The organism is Paenibacillus xylanilyticus (genome assembly GCF_013359935.1).
In the GTDB taxonomy this organism is placed as follows: Bacteria; Bacillota; Bacilli; order Paenibacillales; family Paenibacillaceae; genus Paenibacillus; species Paenibacillus xylanilyticus.
On sequence record NZ_JABMCB010000201.1, the window covers coordinates 322,219 to 338,735 of the forward strand.

The following is a 16,517-nucleotide window of genomic DNA, read 5'->3' on the forward strand; positions in this document are numbered from 1 at the left end:
ACGTATTGTCATTGGCCCTGCGATTTTGCATAATAACAATGCTTCACAGATGAGAGATGGAAGGAAGTTATGATGATGCTTGGCAAAATGAAGAGAATCTTAATCGGCAGACCGATGAAATCGACTGAACTGGATGCAGAAAAATTGGGGAAATGGAAGGCACTCGCCATTCTGTCCTCTGATGCGCTATCCTCCGTTGCTTATGGTACGGAACAGATTTTATTGGTGCTGGCAGCAGCCGGATTTGCGGCCCTATGGTATTCTGTGCCTATCTCCATTGCTGTGCTGGGATTACTCGTCATTTTAATTTTTTCCTATCGACAGACCATATTTGCTTATCCAACAGGGGGCGGCGCTTATATTGTAGCCAAGGATAATTTGGGTACAACACCGAGCCTGATTGCCGGTGGATCTCTGCTGGTCGACTATATTTTAACGGTTGCCGTAAGCTCGTCCGCGGGGACGGATGCCATCACCTCGGCCTTTCCCGTGCTGCATGACTACAGTGTTGTGATTGCGCTAATTATGATTATCTTTCTAACCATAATGAACTTGCGGGGAGTCACGGAGTCGGCGTCAGTCCTGGCCATCCCGATTTATCTGTTTATCTTCTCGATTGCCATTTTGATTATATCAGGCGGAATTAAGTTTCTTGCTGGTGGCATGGAAGCAGCCGCGCCTGAGTTCGGAACAAGTCTGTCTCATGTGAGTATGTTTCTGCTGCTAAAAGCATTCAGTTCAGGCTGTTCGGCTCTGACTGGCGTGGAGGCAGTAAGTAATGCCATCCCGAACTTCAAACAACCTGCAGAGAAAAATGCAGCCGGAACGCTAATGCTCATGGGATGCATTCTCGGGGTTATGTTTATCGGAATCACCTTGCTGGCCTTCGGTTACGGGGTGAAGCCTGATCCCCACGCCACGGTCATTTCACAGATTGCCGAAGCGACTTTTGGCAGGGGATGGATGTACTTTATCATCCAGGGTGTGACTGCGCTGATCCTGTTCCTGGCAGCGAATACTGCCTATTCCGCATTCCCTCTGCTGTCCTTCATGATGGCCAAGGACAAATATATGCCTCATATGTTTATGGTTAGGGGAGACCGGCTGGGCTTCTCGAATGGCATTATTTTTCTGAGTGTTATGTCGGCCTTGCTTGTTGTTGGATTCAAAGGAAATACGGAAAGCCTGATCCCGCTCTACGCGGTGGGTGTGTTCATTCCATTCACGTTGTCACAGCTCGGCATGATGATTCGGTGGATCAGAGTCAAGCCGTCTGGCTGGCAGATGAAACTGTTGGTAAATACAATTGGTATGCTGACTACACTGTCAATTACATTGATCTTCATTTTCACTAAGTTCACGCAAACGTGGGTCATCTTTATCTTTTTACCGCTCGTCGTATATGCCTTCATGCGTATTCACCGCCATTACTGCAACATTGCAGATGAACTGCGCATTGATATCAAACTAGATAAGCCGGCCAAAAAAGGCAATACCATCGTCATTCCTGTAGCTGGCATCACGCGGGTCGTCATGAACACAATCAGCTACGCGCAGACCATGTCGGATCACGTAGTCGCCTTGTATATCGGGTTCGATGATGAGGCTATTCGCAAAATGGAGTTGAAGTGGGAGGAATGGAATCCTGGCGTTCGGCTGGTTGTTATTAAATCGAGATATCGCAGCATTATGGGTCCGCTGAAGAAATTCATAGATACCGTGGAATGGAAAACGGCCGAGACTGATCACATCACGATTCTAATTCCGCAATTCATCACCAAGCATTGGTGGCAAAATGTACTGCATAACCAGACCAGCTTCATGATCCGCGCCTATCTGATTAACTACAAGGACGTCATCGTGACAACGGTCCCGTATCATCTTAATCGGTAGATTGCTGCGTCTCCCCTTTGTCGACAGGTTCATTTGGACTTATTGTAGATTATTGTAAAAAAAGGATGAGGATATTACGGCATCCCTGTTAATATTTTGTTTACACAACGAACCACAGGAATACCCCGGAATGGGGGTTCTTGCGGTTTTTTTCGTTCGTTTATAAGTAATCAATCTGGCTAGGTGAATGCTCGCTCATCGGGTAAAGTCCCTTGCCACGATTAACGCTGCGTTGATTCTGAGTGAATTCTGCTGTGACATTTGAGTTTTACACTTGATCATGTGGTGTTGAAGTTCAAGCGAAGTTCACACACCGAATGCGTAGACCAAGGGGGAAGAAAATCCGATGAGTGAACTTGACAACCGGATCAGCTTGCCCGCCGCCAGACGGCGCGTATCCGATACCAAAGAGCGCCGGACAGCTTCGCTGCGAGTGCAGCGGATGCGGGAGAATTTGCTGGCCTATGGTTTCCTGGCACCATCGCTGCTTTTGTTTGCAGTGTTTCTGTTTTATCCGATGTTCAAGTCTGTATATCTGAGTCTGCACTCCACAGACCCTACCGGGCAGATCGCGGCCTATGTGGGATTGGACAATTTCAAAGCCGTGTTTCAGTCAGGACTGTTTCTGCAGGGCATGAAAGTAACGCTGCTGTTTGTCCTGTTCACCGTGCCAACCGGCATCCTGGCTGCTTTGATCCTGGCTGCATTGACCCACAACCGTTTTAAAGGCATGCGCTTGTTCCAGTTTGTATTTTCTCTGCCCGTTGTATTATCTGTCGGTTCATCGGCCGTCATCTGGAAATTTCTGTTCCACCCGACTCTGGGCATGTTGAATTATCTGCTTAGCAAGGTGGGTATCGATCCCATCCCTTGGCTGACCAGCCCGGATTGGGCGTTAATCTCTATTTCCATCATGACGATCTGGATGAATCTTGGATTCAATTACATTATCTTGTCCAGCGGACTGCAGGGCATCCCGGATGAAATTTACGAAAGTGCGAAGATTGATGGTGCAGGTCCTCTGCTTACGTTTCGTAAAATCTCCATGCCGCTGCTTTCACCAACTCTGTTTTTTGTTACGGTCGTATCGATCATTGGTGCATTTCAATCGTTTGGACAGATTAACATATTAACCCGTGGTGGTCCAATGGACAGTACCAATGTATTCGTCTATTCCATCTATCAGGAAGCCTTCGTTAATTTCCGCTTCGGAACGGGAAGTGCACAGGCACTCATCCTGTTTGCGGTCATTATGCTGCTGACCCTGATCCAGTTCAAGTGGGTGGAAAGGAAAGTACATTATCAATGAAAACACCTTGGACGAAGACGCTATTGTATGTACTGCTTACGATCTGTGCAGCGCTTGTGCTCTATCCGGTGCTGTATACCTTTTTCATGGCAGTCATGACACCTGAGGATGCGAGCGCCTATCCGCCGCATATCATTCCGCAATCGATCGATTTATCCAACTTTACCGAAGTGTTTGATATCGTTCCGATTGGTTCGTTTATCGGTAATACGTTCCTGGTTGCGGGTCTGACGATGCTCGGGCAGCTGATAACAGCCAGTATGGCTGCATATGCCTTTGCCAAAATGCAGTTTAAAGGAAAAAACATCATCTTCAGCATGTTCGTTGCAACGATGATGATCCCTTGGGAAGTCACCATGATCCCGAATTATCTGACTATACGCAGTTGGGGGTGGCTGGATAGTTACCAAGGGCTTACCGTACCGTTTCTGGCAACGGCATTTGGCACATTCCTGCTGAGGCAGTTCTTCATGCAGCTGCCGAAGGAGTTATTTGAGGCGGCGAAGATCGATGGATGCGGACATATCCGGTATTTCGTATCGCATGTCCTGCCACTTTCCCGTCCTGCACTTGGAACACTGGCCATCTATTCATTCCTGAATATGTACAACTCCTATCTGTGGCCACTGCTTGTTACAAACACCCCAGAGATGAGAACGGTACAGATCGGAATTTCGATGCTGGAATTCCAGGAGTCCACGGCATGGAACCTGGTGTTTGCCGGAACTGCACTTGTCATCTTGCCTTCCCTGTTGCTGCTGGTTTTCGGTTTGAAACAGCTTGTCCGCGGTATGGCTGCAGGCGCGCTGAAAGGCTAATTAAGTCAGGTTGGCGGTTTTGATACCAAGGAACGAACAAATAAGGCTCACTCTTAAAATAAGTTCTTTAACGGCTGCAACTAGTGAAGGGAACGAAATCGATTCTGTAGAAGCGGAGCGTTCGCCTTTGTCTCAAGATTTATACAACTAAAACTAATTCAAATAAATCTGGAGACAACAGCGATCGAAAGAACGATTCGTAACCGGAACGACTAAATTGCAGGACGTAAGTACTTAATTTTTAAAATGAGCCACAAAAAAAGGAGAGAGATTATGCGTTTGAAAAAAAGAGGGACATTTGCTTTAATGCTGGCTGCACTAATGTTGGTTATATCCGCCTGCGGCGGCAAAACAGAGACAAGCAGTCCGGCGAGTGGTGCTCAAGCGGATGCGGCAGCTGCCGAACCGACTCAACTGACATGGTGGCACTCGATGTCTGGAGCAGGAGAGAAAGCCATTAACCAGCTCGCTTCCGATTTCAATGCAAGTCACCCGGACATTCAGGTGAAAGCAATCTATCAAGGGAAGTACGATGAGAGTTTGAACAAACTGAAAGCATCCATGGGATCGGACAGCGGTCCGGACATCATTCAGGTATACGAGATCGGCAGCAAGTTTATGATCGATTCAGGCATGATTACACCAGTACAGGACTTTATCGACAAAGACAAGTTTGACCTGTCCAAACTGGAGCCGAACATCATCCGTTATTACACGATTGATGGCAAACTGAACGCGATGCCTTTTAACACTTCGAACCCGATTCTGTACTACAACAAGGACATGTTCAAGGCAGCAGGTCTCGATCCGGAGAATCCGCCGAAGACCTATGAAGAGTTTGAACAGGCTGCGAAAGCTCTGGCGAAAGACGGCAAGCCGGGTGCATCCATGGCGATCTATGGCTGGTTTATGGAGCAGTTCTTTGCGAACCAGAATGCAGATTATGTAAACAATGGTAACGGAAGAGATGCTGCAGCGACGGAATCCCTGCTGAACTCCGAAGCGGGTGTGAAAACACTGACGTGGTGGAAGAAGATGATTGATGAGAAGACCCTCTCCAATCTGGGTCGCAGCACAGACGATACAACCGCAGCATTTACGGCAGAGCAAATCGGCATGACACTGGATTCTACCGCTGGATTGCGCAAAATTGTAGAAGGCGCTGGCGACAAGTTTGAACTCGGAACAGGCTTCCTGCCTCGTCCGGCAGATGCCAAAGAAGGCGGCGTTGTAGTTGGTGGCGCAAGCTTGTACATCATGAACAACAAGTCGGAAGCACAACAGCAAGCTGCTTGGGAATTCATCAAGTACTTGGCAACACCTGAAGTACAGGCCAACTGGAGTGTTGCGACAGGATACTTCCCAATTACGACAGCAGCCTACGATCAGCAAGTATTAAAGGATAATATGGCGAAGTACCCGCAATTCCAGACAGCAGTCGACCAATTGCACGCTTCCGCTGATTCGACAGCAACATCCGGGGCCGTAATGGGCGTGTTCCCCGAAGCTCGTCAACTTGTCGAAACAGCGATCGAAACTGTATTGAATGGACAAGGTACACCGCAAGAAGCGCTGGATGCTGCAGCAAAACAAATTACAGACAAGATTGCACAGTATAACAGTACAGTGAAGAAATAAGAAAAGTGTAGTAATCCAACGGAATCATCCGTTAGGTACAGTATCGAAGTATTATATAACAACACAGCGTATGCGGCGCTCATAATGGAACGTCGCATCGTTTTGCTGTGTCTAAAAGTATGATCAAGATTCGGGTTAACACTTCTTTTAATATTAAAATGTTATCAGTTTATGTCGAGAAAAATATTTGATTGAAACAGTATGTAATAATACCTAACTTAAAATGGTCAAATGCGCATGGCTTAATGATTATTTTGAGTCATAAAGTCACGTTTTTCATTCAAACATGGTCCTATAATTGATTTTAAAACACTATTTATTAAAACTGTGTAAAGTATATGTCCTAATTTATATCAAAATACAAGAATATAGTTTACATCATAAAGGAGTTCATTTATCTTATATATGAACCAATGTACAAGCTCTTTGAACAAATGATTGCAAATTCGAAACATGGGGGTAGGAAAAGGATGTATAGTAAGCAAATAAGGAGTTGGCTCAGATTATTCTTAGCCATGGTACTGCTGATCACAGGGGCTATTCCGGTTGGGTTATTTAACAGCAAGGCAGCTGCTGCGGACGAGCCGTTGACGGTTGCTCAGGCGCAAGCCAAGAATTCTGACGGATCTACAGCGACTGTCGAAGGATATGTTGTTGGCTACTACAATAGCGGAACTTCCGTCCAATTAAGTCCTCCTTTTACTTCTGACACCAATTTTGCACTCGCAGATCGTCCGGATGAGACGGATGTGACCAAAATGATGCCAGTCCAAGTCCCTACAAATGCTCCGCTTAGTACCTTTGGATTACAAAGCAATATTTCCTTATATCATTCCAAAGTTCGCATTAATAATGGTACATTAAGCTTGTATTTTACAGTTAATGGTATTAAAAGCGCCACCTCCACCTCCACCACCTTCCAACTGATTGATGAGACACCTGAAACCAAAGCGGCAAACGTTACCGCTAGTCCCTCCTCAGGTACGGTTCCAGCTGGAACAAAGGTTACTCTTGCAACAACCACAGTTGGTGCCGCAGTCTACTACAAGCAAAATGACGACACCGACTACCTCCCATACACCGTACCCATTACAGTAAATGATGCAACTTATATTGAAACCTATGCAGCAAAAGACGGTCTAGAAAATAGTGATGTTACCAATTTCGATTATACAATCGTGGATAGTACGCCAATCTCCATCTCCAGTGCCAGGAACCAATCGGAGAACACCCCGGTTACCGTTCAAGGGATTGTGACCTACCGGGAAGAGTCTGGAGGTATGGCCAATCTGTACATCCAGGATGAGAATGCCGGAATCGTCGTTCGGGGAACGGATTCCACAGTAGAGCCGGGAGACCGTATTGAAGCGTATGGCCCACTCACTATTTATAACGGTTTGCTTCAGATAGAGAAAGACAAGGCCGGGTTCCCAGGCGGTTACATCAAAATTCTGGACAAGAATCAAGAAATTCCAGCACCGATCACTCTGACATCCAAAGACTTCATGCCGGCTGAGGGCGGAGGCAAGGGTGCAGGCGGTATTTTTGAGGGGATGCTTGTCGAAGTGAATGAAGTCACAGTGACAAGAAGCAGCAGTTCTACCTTTTATGCGACAGATGCCGATGGTGCAGAAATCACGATCTATGCGAAGAATAGTCCAACTGCACTGGCAGCAGGCAAAACATACGAAAAAGTGACAGGCGTCATGACATATCACACAAGCTATGGCCTTGAGCTGATTCCACGTACAGCAGCAGATGTTGTCGAAAATTTGCTCTCCGTAACAGCCAGTGCCCAGTCCGGTGGTATTGTCAAAGGATCAACCGTGACCTTATCCTCACCAACAGCAGGAGCTGAAATTTATTACACGGTTGATGGAACAGAACCAACCCAAACATCTATCCTTTATAGTGGCCCAATCACAGTAGACGAAGATACGGTTGTTAAAGCGATCGCCGTATCAGATGGAAACACAAGTGATGTATATAGCTTTACGTACACCGTTCTTCAGGAGCTGGACAACCTGAGAATCCACGATATTCAAGGAGCATCTCATAACTCTCTGTATGATGGTCTGGCTGTCCAAAATGTTGAAGGTATCGTGACTCATGTTGTCAATGCAAGTTCGTTCTATATGCAGGAGATTCCTGGCATGGAAGATGACGACATAAATACATCCGAGGGTATCCTTATTTATAAATCTACTCATGGCATGGCGGTAGGCAACAAAGTCAGCGTATCCGGTCAAGTGAAGGAATATGCGACAGCAGCGACCGAGCTGGCGACAACTGAAATTGTTGCTACAGCAGTTACGGTTGACGGTGAAAATCAGACGCTGCCTGAACCTGTAATCCTTGGGAAGAATGGCCGTATGATCCCTACCGTAATTGATTCCGATCAGTTCGGTGAGTTTAACCCGGATATGGATGCAATTGACTTTTACGAAAGTCTGGAAGGCATGAGAGTACAGCTTGATCAAGCCACGATTATCGGTCCGTATTCTAGTGAACCAGGACTGGCAGTCGTAGTAGATAATGGTGAAAACAATCCGTTACGAACGCCTGCAGGAGGCGTCATTCTGACAGGAGATGGTGCGGAACCATTCGAGAGCTCCCTGAATCCACAGCGGCTGTTTATCAATAAAAAGCCTTCTCAGGCCGTTAAAACGGGGGACAAACTCGCGGATTCTGTCAAAGGTGTGATGACTTACGCTAACGGCAATTATAAGGTAGCTCCGGAAGGGAATTTGCCGGCAATTATTTCGAGTGACCTTAAACAGGCAACAACGGTCATTAAGCAAGCTGATGATAAACTGACGATTGCAACCTTCAACGTGGAGAATTTCAGTCAGAAGGATGCTGCAAGAGCAGTGAAAATCGGTGGTATTGTGGTCAACAACCTTAAGAATCCTGACGTTATTGGTATCATGGAAGTACAGGATAACGATGGAGCAACCGACAGCGGAACAACTGCTGCGGATGCGAGCTTCCAGACCTTAATTGATGCAATTGCTAGTAATGGTGGTCCTACTTATAAGTACACGGATATTGCTCCGGTAAACAATCTGGATGGCGGGGCTCCGGGTGCCAACATTCGTGTAGGCTTCCTGTACAACGAGGCGCGTGTTTCCTTGAAACAAGGAAATAAGGGAGATGCTGCAACAGGAATCCAAGTGGAATCGGATGGAACGCTGTCCCTGAATCCAGGGCGTATTGATCCAACAAACGATGCATTTGCAAGCTCACGTAAACCTCTTGCAGCTGAGTTCGAATTTAATGGAGAACGAGTAGTCGTGATTGCGAATCACCTTAATTCCAAAGGTGGCGATCTGAAACCGTATGGAAGTATACAGCCTGCGACACGAAGCAGTGAAATTCAGCGTGCCAGACAGGCAGCGGCAGTGAATGGTTTTGTGAAAGAACTCTTAGATAAAGATCCTAACGTAAATATAGCTGTGCTTGGGGATTTCAATGACTTCCAGTTCTCCAAGACTTTAAATATCATCGAAGGCAGCGAATTGGACAATCTGGTGAATAAGCTCCCAGAAAATAAACGCTATTCCTACATCTATGATGGCAATTCACAAACACTGGACCACATTTTGGTGAGCAAAAATCTGTCTGAAACGGCAGCCATTGAAGTGGTGCATGTGAATGCGGATTTTGAAACAGCTGATGGACGCGTCAGTGACCATGATCCACTGCTTGCACAATTAAGCATTGGCAGCAGTGAAGAAGAGGGCGACTTCAACCTTCGTGTATTGCATACCAACGACACGCACGCGCACTTGGATAACATTCCGCGCCGCGTAACGGCGATCAAAGAAACACGCAACGAGAACACCTTGGTGCTGGATGCCGGAGACGTGTTTTCTGGAACCTTGTATTTCAATCTCTTCAATGGTCAAGCGGATCTGGAATTCATGAACATGATCGGATACGACGCAATGACCTTTGGTAACCATGAGTTCGATAAAGGCACAAACGTGCTCAAGGAATTCATTGAAAAAGCGGAGTTCCCATTTGTAAGTGCCAATATCAACTTTACGAAGGATGCCAACCTGGGCAGCTTATACAAAGATACCATCGGACAACCAGCTGAGAATGCTGAGATCTATCCGGCTATCATTACGGAAGTAGACGGCGAGAAGGTCGGAATCTTCGGCTTAACGACTACGGATACCGTATCCCTGTCCTCACCGGGAGATGATCTGAAGTTCGAGAATTACATTGCAAGTGCACAGGCAACAGTTGCCATGCTGGAGCAAGAAGGCATTAACAAAATTATTGCACTGACTCATCTGGGGTACTCGGAAGACCTGAAGCTGGCAGAAGCCGTGGAAGGCATCGACATTGTAGTGGGTGGTCACTCACATACGATTCTAAGCGAGCCAGTTGTGGTCGAAGCTCATGCTGAACCGATTCTGGTTGTCCAAACAGGAGAATATGATGTGTCCCTGGGTCAACTGGATGTCACGTTCGATGCAGAGGGTGTGTTGAAAACGTGGAATGGCAAATTGCTGAGCCTGGATGCAAAGGATTCCGCGGGTAAATATGTATATCAAGATGACCCGGCAGCAAAAGCAAAGCTGGCAGAATATGCACCACTGCTGGAAGACTTCAAGAAAGAAGTTATCGGCAAAACGAACGTATTCCTCGATGGAGAACGTGGTAACGTGCGTAAGCAGGAAACCAACCTAGGTAACCTCATGACAGACGGCATGCTGGAAAAAGTGAAATCCATCGTCAAGGAAAACGACGTGAAAGGATATGTGGCCATTCAAAACGGCGGCGGTATCCGGGCATCGTTCCAGAAAGGTGACATTACGTTGGGTGATCTGCTCACCGTTATGCCATTCGGTAACAATCTGTCTGCACTGAAAATGACAGGTAAGGAAATTACAGCTGCACTCGAAAATGGTGTAAGTGGTGTGGAAACAGCTGAAGGACGCTTCCCGCAAGTATCGGGCATGCGCTTCTACTATGATTCCACCAAACCGGGCGAGAAAATTGATTCTGCGACCAATACCGTGACGCAAGAGGGTCAACGCGTAGTGAAAGTGCAAATCAAAAATGCGGATGGTACGTACACGGATATTGATCCAAACGGAAATTATATCGTGGCAACGAACTCCTTTATGGCGAATGGGGGAGACTTCTACCGCGCCATGAGAGCAGCGAAGGATGCCAACCGCTTCTATGAACTAAATCTGGTAGACTATGAGGTCTTCCATGAGCATCTGGATCGAGTGGGTGTAGTCAATCAGACAACAGAAGGACGCAGTACGGATCTGAAAGGATCTCCGCTTCCAGGTGATGGAAACGGAAGTAATCCTGGTAATGGTGGAGGCAACAATGGCAGCAATCCGGGCAGTGGCAATAGTGGTGGAGGCACAACGACACCAACAACACCGGTAACGCCAACCAATCCGACCACTCCAACAACGCCATCAGCTCCGGGTAATGGAAATGGTGGAACGACAACACCGAATCCGGGCGTCATTCTCAAGGATATCGGCAATCACTGGGCAGCTGCTGCAATCGAGCAGGCCATTTCCCGGGGAATTGTGAACGGATATGCAGACGGTAATTTCCGTCCTAATGCTTCGGCTACACGTGCTGAATTTGCGGTAATGCTTGCGAGAGCATTCGAACTTCCAGCCAGCAGCAAAGCGTTAACGTTCAAGGATGCTGATAAAATCCCGGCGTGGGCACAATCGTTTATAGCTCAGGCGGTTGAGCAAGGCATTATCAGCGGATATACCGATGAGACATTCCGTGCATCAGGCAAAGTATCACGTGTGGAAATGACAGTCATGCTGGTAAGAGCGCTGGGACTTCCGATCGAATCCAATGCAACGTTAAGCTTCACAGATGCAAATCAAGTTCCGGCATGGGCAGTTCCTTACATTGCAGCAGCTTATGAAGCAGGATTGATTAAGGGCACAGGCAATAACAAGTTTAATCCGCTTGCGAATGCAACCCGTGCAGAAGTGGTGACGCTGCTGATGTCGGCAAGTGAGCTATAACCAGAATCCGTATTAAAGAAATGATGCTTCGCAATCAGAAACAGGTCAGGTTTGGTCAAATGCCTACAAATCTTAAAAGAGTTTAACTTCTAGCACTCGATTAAACGGCTTGCAGATCATAATCTGTAAGCCGTTTTTTTTACTATTAATTACTGTTCATTTTCACCATGAGCGAGTATAGTAAACAGGATTATATTGGAAGGGGTGATGATATGCAGGATCAACCAATCTTGCTTGCATTGGTTGCCATAATCGCAGGGATTTTCAGCATGTTGGGTGGTATGAAAAATTGGGATTGGTTCATGAGTACCTTTCAGGCAGGACTTTTCGTGAAAACGATTGGGCGACAGGCAGCAAGGGTAGTCTATGGCATTTTGGGTGTAGTACTCATTACAATTGGTGTGTTATTGTTACTTATCGGATAAGGTAGTAGTTCAGTTCAAAGTATACCTACATAGCTCCACTAGAAGTACATCTCAAATGAGATCTAGCCTTAATGAAATCAGGTTGCTCGAATTCCAGAAAAAGCAGCATATAAAAAAAGACCACCGAAAAATTCGGTGGTCTTTTTTCCAAATTGAGGTTGATTCAACTCGATCTGGTTTAATTATCTTTTAAATCTGCAATGGAATTGATGTCCATGTAGGCTGGTACAACCAGACCTGTTTTGGCACCGTCCATATTCGGACCCAGATCATCGATCTGATCCTTATATTTGTTGTAATAATCTGATGAAGTAAGTGGCAACCATGCGGCTGGCGTAGCATCTACATCACCGTTGGCGATGCCCGTCCACATTGGACCGATTTCAACTTGAAGGGAAGTTACATTGTAACCGAGTTTTTCCTTCAGAATATACTCCAGCAAGTTGGTACTTGCAATTTCGGAGTCCCAGGCCACATAACTTAGTTTGATGGATTCGCCATTCACTGGAGTCAGACCTTTGGTCCACTCAGCCACTTGGTCACTATGCTTCTCTGAATAAGCAGCAGCAGCTTGCTGAGCATCTTCTCCATTTTGAATAGCGATCATCATTTCACCCATCTCTTCAGTTGTCCAAGAGAAGCGATCCAGGAATTCATAAGCGACCGGTTTGTCTTCCTTTAACCCTTTACGGGCAATTGTATGAATTTGTTCGGCTTCACCGTAGACACCTTCCGGATCCTCCAGGTATTTCAGGTCGTATGCGTTGAACATCCAATGGGGTGTCCAGCCAGTAACGATAACCGGTTCCTTATTCTTAACAGCTTTATCCAGCGTAGCTGTCATTGCGGCTCCTGAACCTTCAACCAGTTTCCAGTTGGACAAACCGTATTTCTCAATGGCACTTGCTGTGGATCTCATAATGCCTGCACCTGGATCGATACCGATGATCTGATGGTTCACTTCATCGCCTACATTGGCATTAGCTGTTGGCGCGGAGGAAGCAGCACCGGTTTCCAGATCTTCAATCGAATTCACGTCCGTCATGTAACTAGGAACCACGAGACCTGTACGTACTCCCGTCATATTAGCACCCAGATCATCGACCTGGTCTTTATAACGATCCCAGTAGTCAGCGTGAGTTAACGGAAGCCAAGCTGCTGGCGAGGCGTCTACGTCGCCTGAGGCAACACCCGTCCACATCGGTCCGGCTTCAACCTGCAGGGCGTTTACTTTATAGCCCAGTTTGTTTTCCATCACATATTTCAGCAAATTGGTGCTGGCGATCTCGGAATCCCAAGCAACATAGCTCAGTTTGAATTCGTCGCCATTAACAGGAGTCAGACCTTTAGTCCATTCGGCAATCTGATCGGCATGTTTCTCCGCATAATCTTTGGCCGCTTGCTCTGGAGAAGTACCGCCCTGAATGGCAATCATCATTTCGCCCATTTCATCCGATGACCATTGGAAGCGGGACAGGAATTCATAAGCGACAGGATGATCTTCTTTCAACCCTTTACGTGCAATGGTGTGAATTTCTTCAGCATCACCGAAGGATTTCTGAGGATCTTCCAGATATTTCAGATCATATTTGTTGAACATCCAGTGCGGAGTCCAGCCTGTAATAATGATCGGTTGTTCAGCTTTAAGCGCTTTGTCCAGTGTCGCAGTCATGGCTGCACCAGATCCTTCAATGAGGGTCCAGTCGGATAGATTGTAATCTTCAATCGCTTTTGCAGCAGACTTCATGATCCCTGCACCTGGATCAATACCAATGATCTGGTAATTGACTTCTTCACCTACAGCGTTTGCTGCTGTGTTGCTGCCACCGGCAGAAGAACTGTTACCAGTGAAATATTGGGAAAAGCCTGCAACGAGTACAACGAGTGTAGCAGCTGCAGCAATCCATGCTTTCTGTTTGCCTGATAAACGAGAGGTCTTTTTGCGACCAGGCATGAACAGATTTTGTGTGAAACGATCGAGTACAATCGCGAGTACCACGACAGCCAGACCCGCTTCAAAACCCTTACCAATTTGAAGCTGTGTTACCGCACGGTATACTTCAGCACCAATACCCTGTGCACCGATCATGGATGCAATGACAACCATGGACAGCGACAGCATGATCGTTTGGTTGATACCCGACATGACAGTAGGCAAGGCGAGTGGAAGTTGTACTTTGAACAACTTTTGCATGGAAGTTGAACCAAACGCATCAGCAGCTTCGACCAGTTCGCCAGATACCTGTTTGATACCCAGGTGAGTCAAACGAATGGTTGGCGGAATCGCAAATATGACAGACGCGATTACACCTGGAACTACACCAAGACTAAAGAACGTAACGGCTGGCAGCAAGTAAACAAATGCAGGCATCGTCTGCATGAAATCAAGCAGAGGCGTAATAATGCGTGATGCGGTTTTGCTGTATGCGAGCCAGATTCCGACCGGTACACCAAGCAGGATGGAGATCAATCCTGATGTAATAACCAGGCCGAGTGTATCCATGGATTGAGCCCAGTATCCCAGGTTATCTACAAGCAAGAAACCGATAACCGTAAACAGGGTAAGTGGCAGCCGGCCAACAAGGAACGCCAGTACACCAAGTATGGCAATAAACAGGAGCGGATGTGGGAGCATGAACAGCCCTGAGAAAAATCCGACAACTTCCTGAATAATGATAGAAATTACATTAAATAATCCGGAGAGCGAGGAGCTCATCCAGTCAACGATGGCTTCAATCCACGACGCTAGTGGTATTTTGGGAATCATTCACGAGTTCCTCCTTTACTGCAACTTCACCGCTAAGAGCACCCAGCAGGGCACCGCGGACGATAACACCTTGCAGACGGCCATTCTCACCGACCACAGCGAGAGGCACATGGGCTGAACTTGTAATTTCAAACAATTCGTGGATCAGAGTTTCAGGTGGAACCGTTGGTCCATCTGTAATCAGAATGTCATTCAAAGTTTTGCTCTCGCGCATCGCACGGGATGCATCTTCTGCAGTGATGACACCAAGCAACTTCTTCGATCGGTCAATGACAAACAGGTTGGATATACCACGTTCGCGCATTAATTCGAGGGCAACACGAGGACCACGGTCAAGCGTAATCGTTTCAGGGCGCCGCATAACATGAGCAGCCGTGAGGACTTTGGACAAGTCCACGTCTTCGACGAAGCGGGCCACATACGAGTTGGCCGGTTGAATCATAATTTCTTCCGGAGTACCGATCTGCACGACAGCGCCGTCCTTCATGAGGGCAATACGATCGCCGATGCGCAGCGCTTCGTCCAAGTCATGGGTAATGAAAATAATGGTCTTTTTCATTTTATCCTGAAGCTCAATCAGTTCGTCCTGCATATCTCGGCGAATCAGTGGGTCAAGCGCACTGAACGCTTCATCCATTAAAAGCACTTCCGGGTCATTGGCAAGTGCACGAGCCAGACCAACACGCTGCTGCATCCCGCCACTCAGCTCATCCGGCATCTTGTCTTCCCAGCCTTTGAGCCCAACCAGTTCGAGTGAGGTTTTCGCTTTTTCCCGGCGAACGGCTTTATCAACCTTTTGGATTTCAAGTCCATACTCCACATTATCAAGAACGGTACGGTGCGGGAATAACGCAAACTTCTGAAATACCATGCTGATCGTTTTCCGGCGCACTTCGCGCAATTGTTCTTTGTTCATTTTACGTAGGTCCTTGCCATGGACGAGAATTTCTCCGGATGTCGGTTCAATCAGGCGATTGAACATACGAACCAGCGTGGATTTACCACTCCCCGAAAGTCCCATGATGACAAAAATCTCACCTTGCTTAATCTCCATGTTGACCCGGTTGACACCAACCGTTATCTGTTTTTCTTTGGCCAACTTTTCTTTTCCCCAACCTTGCTCCAGTAATTGCAGACCTTGCTCGGTTTGGGGGCCAAACAGTTTACTTACATTCTTTACTTCAAGTATGGTCATGTTTTCACCCCTTCTGATGTGTTGTGCACTTCGAACGGCTTTCAGCATCCACAAGCCCATACACTTGTGCGCCCAGCCACGAAATCCGGTAATTGTTGCTTCGCTTCCCGTCTTTCTGGGTAACGTTATAAATTGTAACAATACTTAACCAGTATAGCAACCGAATAAACAGTACATAATGTTTGTACAGTAAAAACTGTACAAAGTTTTCCGTCCGAATGCTCTATTTTACTCCTTATTATGGCTAATAAGCCGCCTTTACATTTGATATTGCTTTTCCTACAATAGAAAATGAGCTAATTTAAGCTGTTTTTGGTTAAAAGATAGTCGTAGGCAGATGCAACCGGTTAAGGTTCCATTTTCATACATTGGGTGAACGAAGCCCTCTGGCATATAGGATGTCCGGCCGGATGCTTTCCCATGTAAGCAGAATCTTGTATGGT

General features: G+C 46.8%; 8 protein-coding genes. 6 read left to right on the forward strand and 2 right to left on the reverse strand.

The annotated features are described in order from the left end of the window. Positions 1–75: 75 nt before the first annotated feature. The 6 genes from kimA to HP552_RS25730 all read left to right on the forward strand — a co-directional run bounded on the left by kimA (position 76) and on the right by HP552_RS25730 (position 12,112). On the forward strand, positions 76–1,893 hold the full coding sequence (kimA, locus tag HP552_RS25705) for a potassium transporter KimA (protein ID WP_175398425.1): 1,818 nt from the start codon (positions 76–78) through the stop codon (positions 1,891–1,893). Positions 1,894–2,239: 346 nt separating this feature from the next. Beyond that, a complete protein-coding gene (locus tag HP552_RS25710; protein ID WP_175398218.1) occupies positions 2,240–3,202 on the forward strand; it encodes a carbohydrate ABC transporter permease in 963 nt (320 codons plus the stop codon). After that, complete coding sequence (locus HP552_RS25715; protein ID WP_175398219.1) at positions 3,199–4,020, forward strand: carbohydrate ABC transporter permease; 822 nt, start codon at positions 3,199–3,201, stop codon at positions 4,018–4,020. Before HP552_RS25710 ends, HP552_RS25715 begins: the two co-directional genes overlap by 4 nt. A 273-nt stretch (positions 4,021–4,293) precedes the next feature. Continuing rightward, positions 4,294–5,658, forward strand: coding sequence for an ABC transporter substrate-binding protein (locus HP552_RS25720; protein WP_175398220.1), 1,365 nt, complete (start codon positions 4,294–4,296; stop codon positions 5,656–5,658). Positions 5,659–6,128: 470 nt separating this feature from the next. After that, positions 6,129–11,687 carry an S-layer homology domain-containing protein gene (locus tag HP552_RS25725; RefSeq protein WP_175398221.1) on the forward strand — a complete coding sequence of 1,853 codons (5,559 nt, stop codon included), beginning with the start codon at positions 6,129–6,131 and terminating at the stop codon, positions 11,685–11,687. 212 nt (positions 11,688–11,899) lie between these two features. Beyond that, complete coding sequence (locus HP552_RS25730) at positions 11,900–12,112, forward strand: immunity 17 family protein (RefSeq protein ID WP_095289042.1); 213 nt, start codon at positions 11,900–11,902, stop codon at positions 12,110–12,112. 178 nt (positions 12,113–12,290) lie between these two features. Here the strand turns inward: HP552_RS25730 and HP552_RS25735 are convergent, their stop codons facing one another. Then, positions 12,291–14,879: a glycine betaine ABC transporter substrate-binding protein gene (locus HP552_RS25735; RefSeq protein WP_175398222.1), complete on the reverse strand. Its 2,589-nt coding sequence runs from the start codon at positions 14,877–14,879 to the stop codon at positions 12,291–12,293. Then, complete coding sequence (locus tag HP552_RS25740; protein ID WP_175398223.1) at positions 14,845–16,074, reverse strand: quaternary amine ABC transporter ATP-binding protein; 1,230 nt, start codon at positions 16,072–16,074, stop codon at positions 14,845–14,847. Before HP552_RS25740 ends, HP552_RS25735 begins: the two co-directional genes overlap by 35 nt. Positions 16,075–16,517 lie beyond the last annotated feature (443 nt).

Excerpts from the sequence above, each read along its gene's own strand:
- kimA (WP_175398425.1), top strand. The coding sequence starts at position 76 with ATGCTTGGCAAAATGAAGAGAATCTTAATCGGCAGACCGATGAAATCG.
- HP552_RS25710 (WP_175398218.1), top strand. The coding sequence starts at position 2,240 with ATGAGTGAACTTGACAACCGGATCAGCTTGCCCGCCGCCAGACGGCGC.
- HP552_RS25715 (WP_175398219.1), top strand. The coding sequence starts at position 3,199 with ATGAAAACACCTTGGACGAAGACGCTATTGTATGTACTGCTTACGATC.
- HP552_RS25720 (WP_175398220.1), top strand. The coding sequence starts at position 4,294 with ATGCGTTTGAAAAAAAGAGGGACATTTGCTTTAATGCTGGCTGCACTA.
- HP552_RS25725 (WP_175398221.1), top strand. The coding sequence starts at position 6,129 with ATGTATAGTAAGCAAATAAGGAGTTGGCTCAGATTATTCTTAGCCATG.
- HP552_RS25730 (WP_095289042.1), top strand. The coding sequence starts at position 11,900 with ATGCAGGATCAACCAATCTTGCTTGCATTGGTTGCCATAATCGCAGGG.
- HP552_RS25735 (WP_175398222.1), bottom strand. The coding sequence starts at position 14,879 with ATGATTCCCAAAATACCACTAGCGTCGTGGATTGAAGCCATCGTTGAC.
- HP552_RS25740 (WP_175398223.1), bottom strand. The coding sequence starts at position 16,074 with ATGACCATACTTGAAGTAAAGAATGTAAGTAAACTGTTTGGCCCCCAA.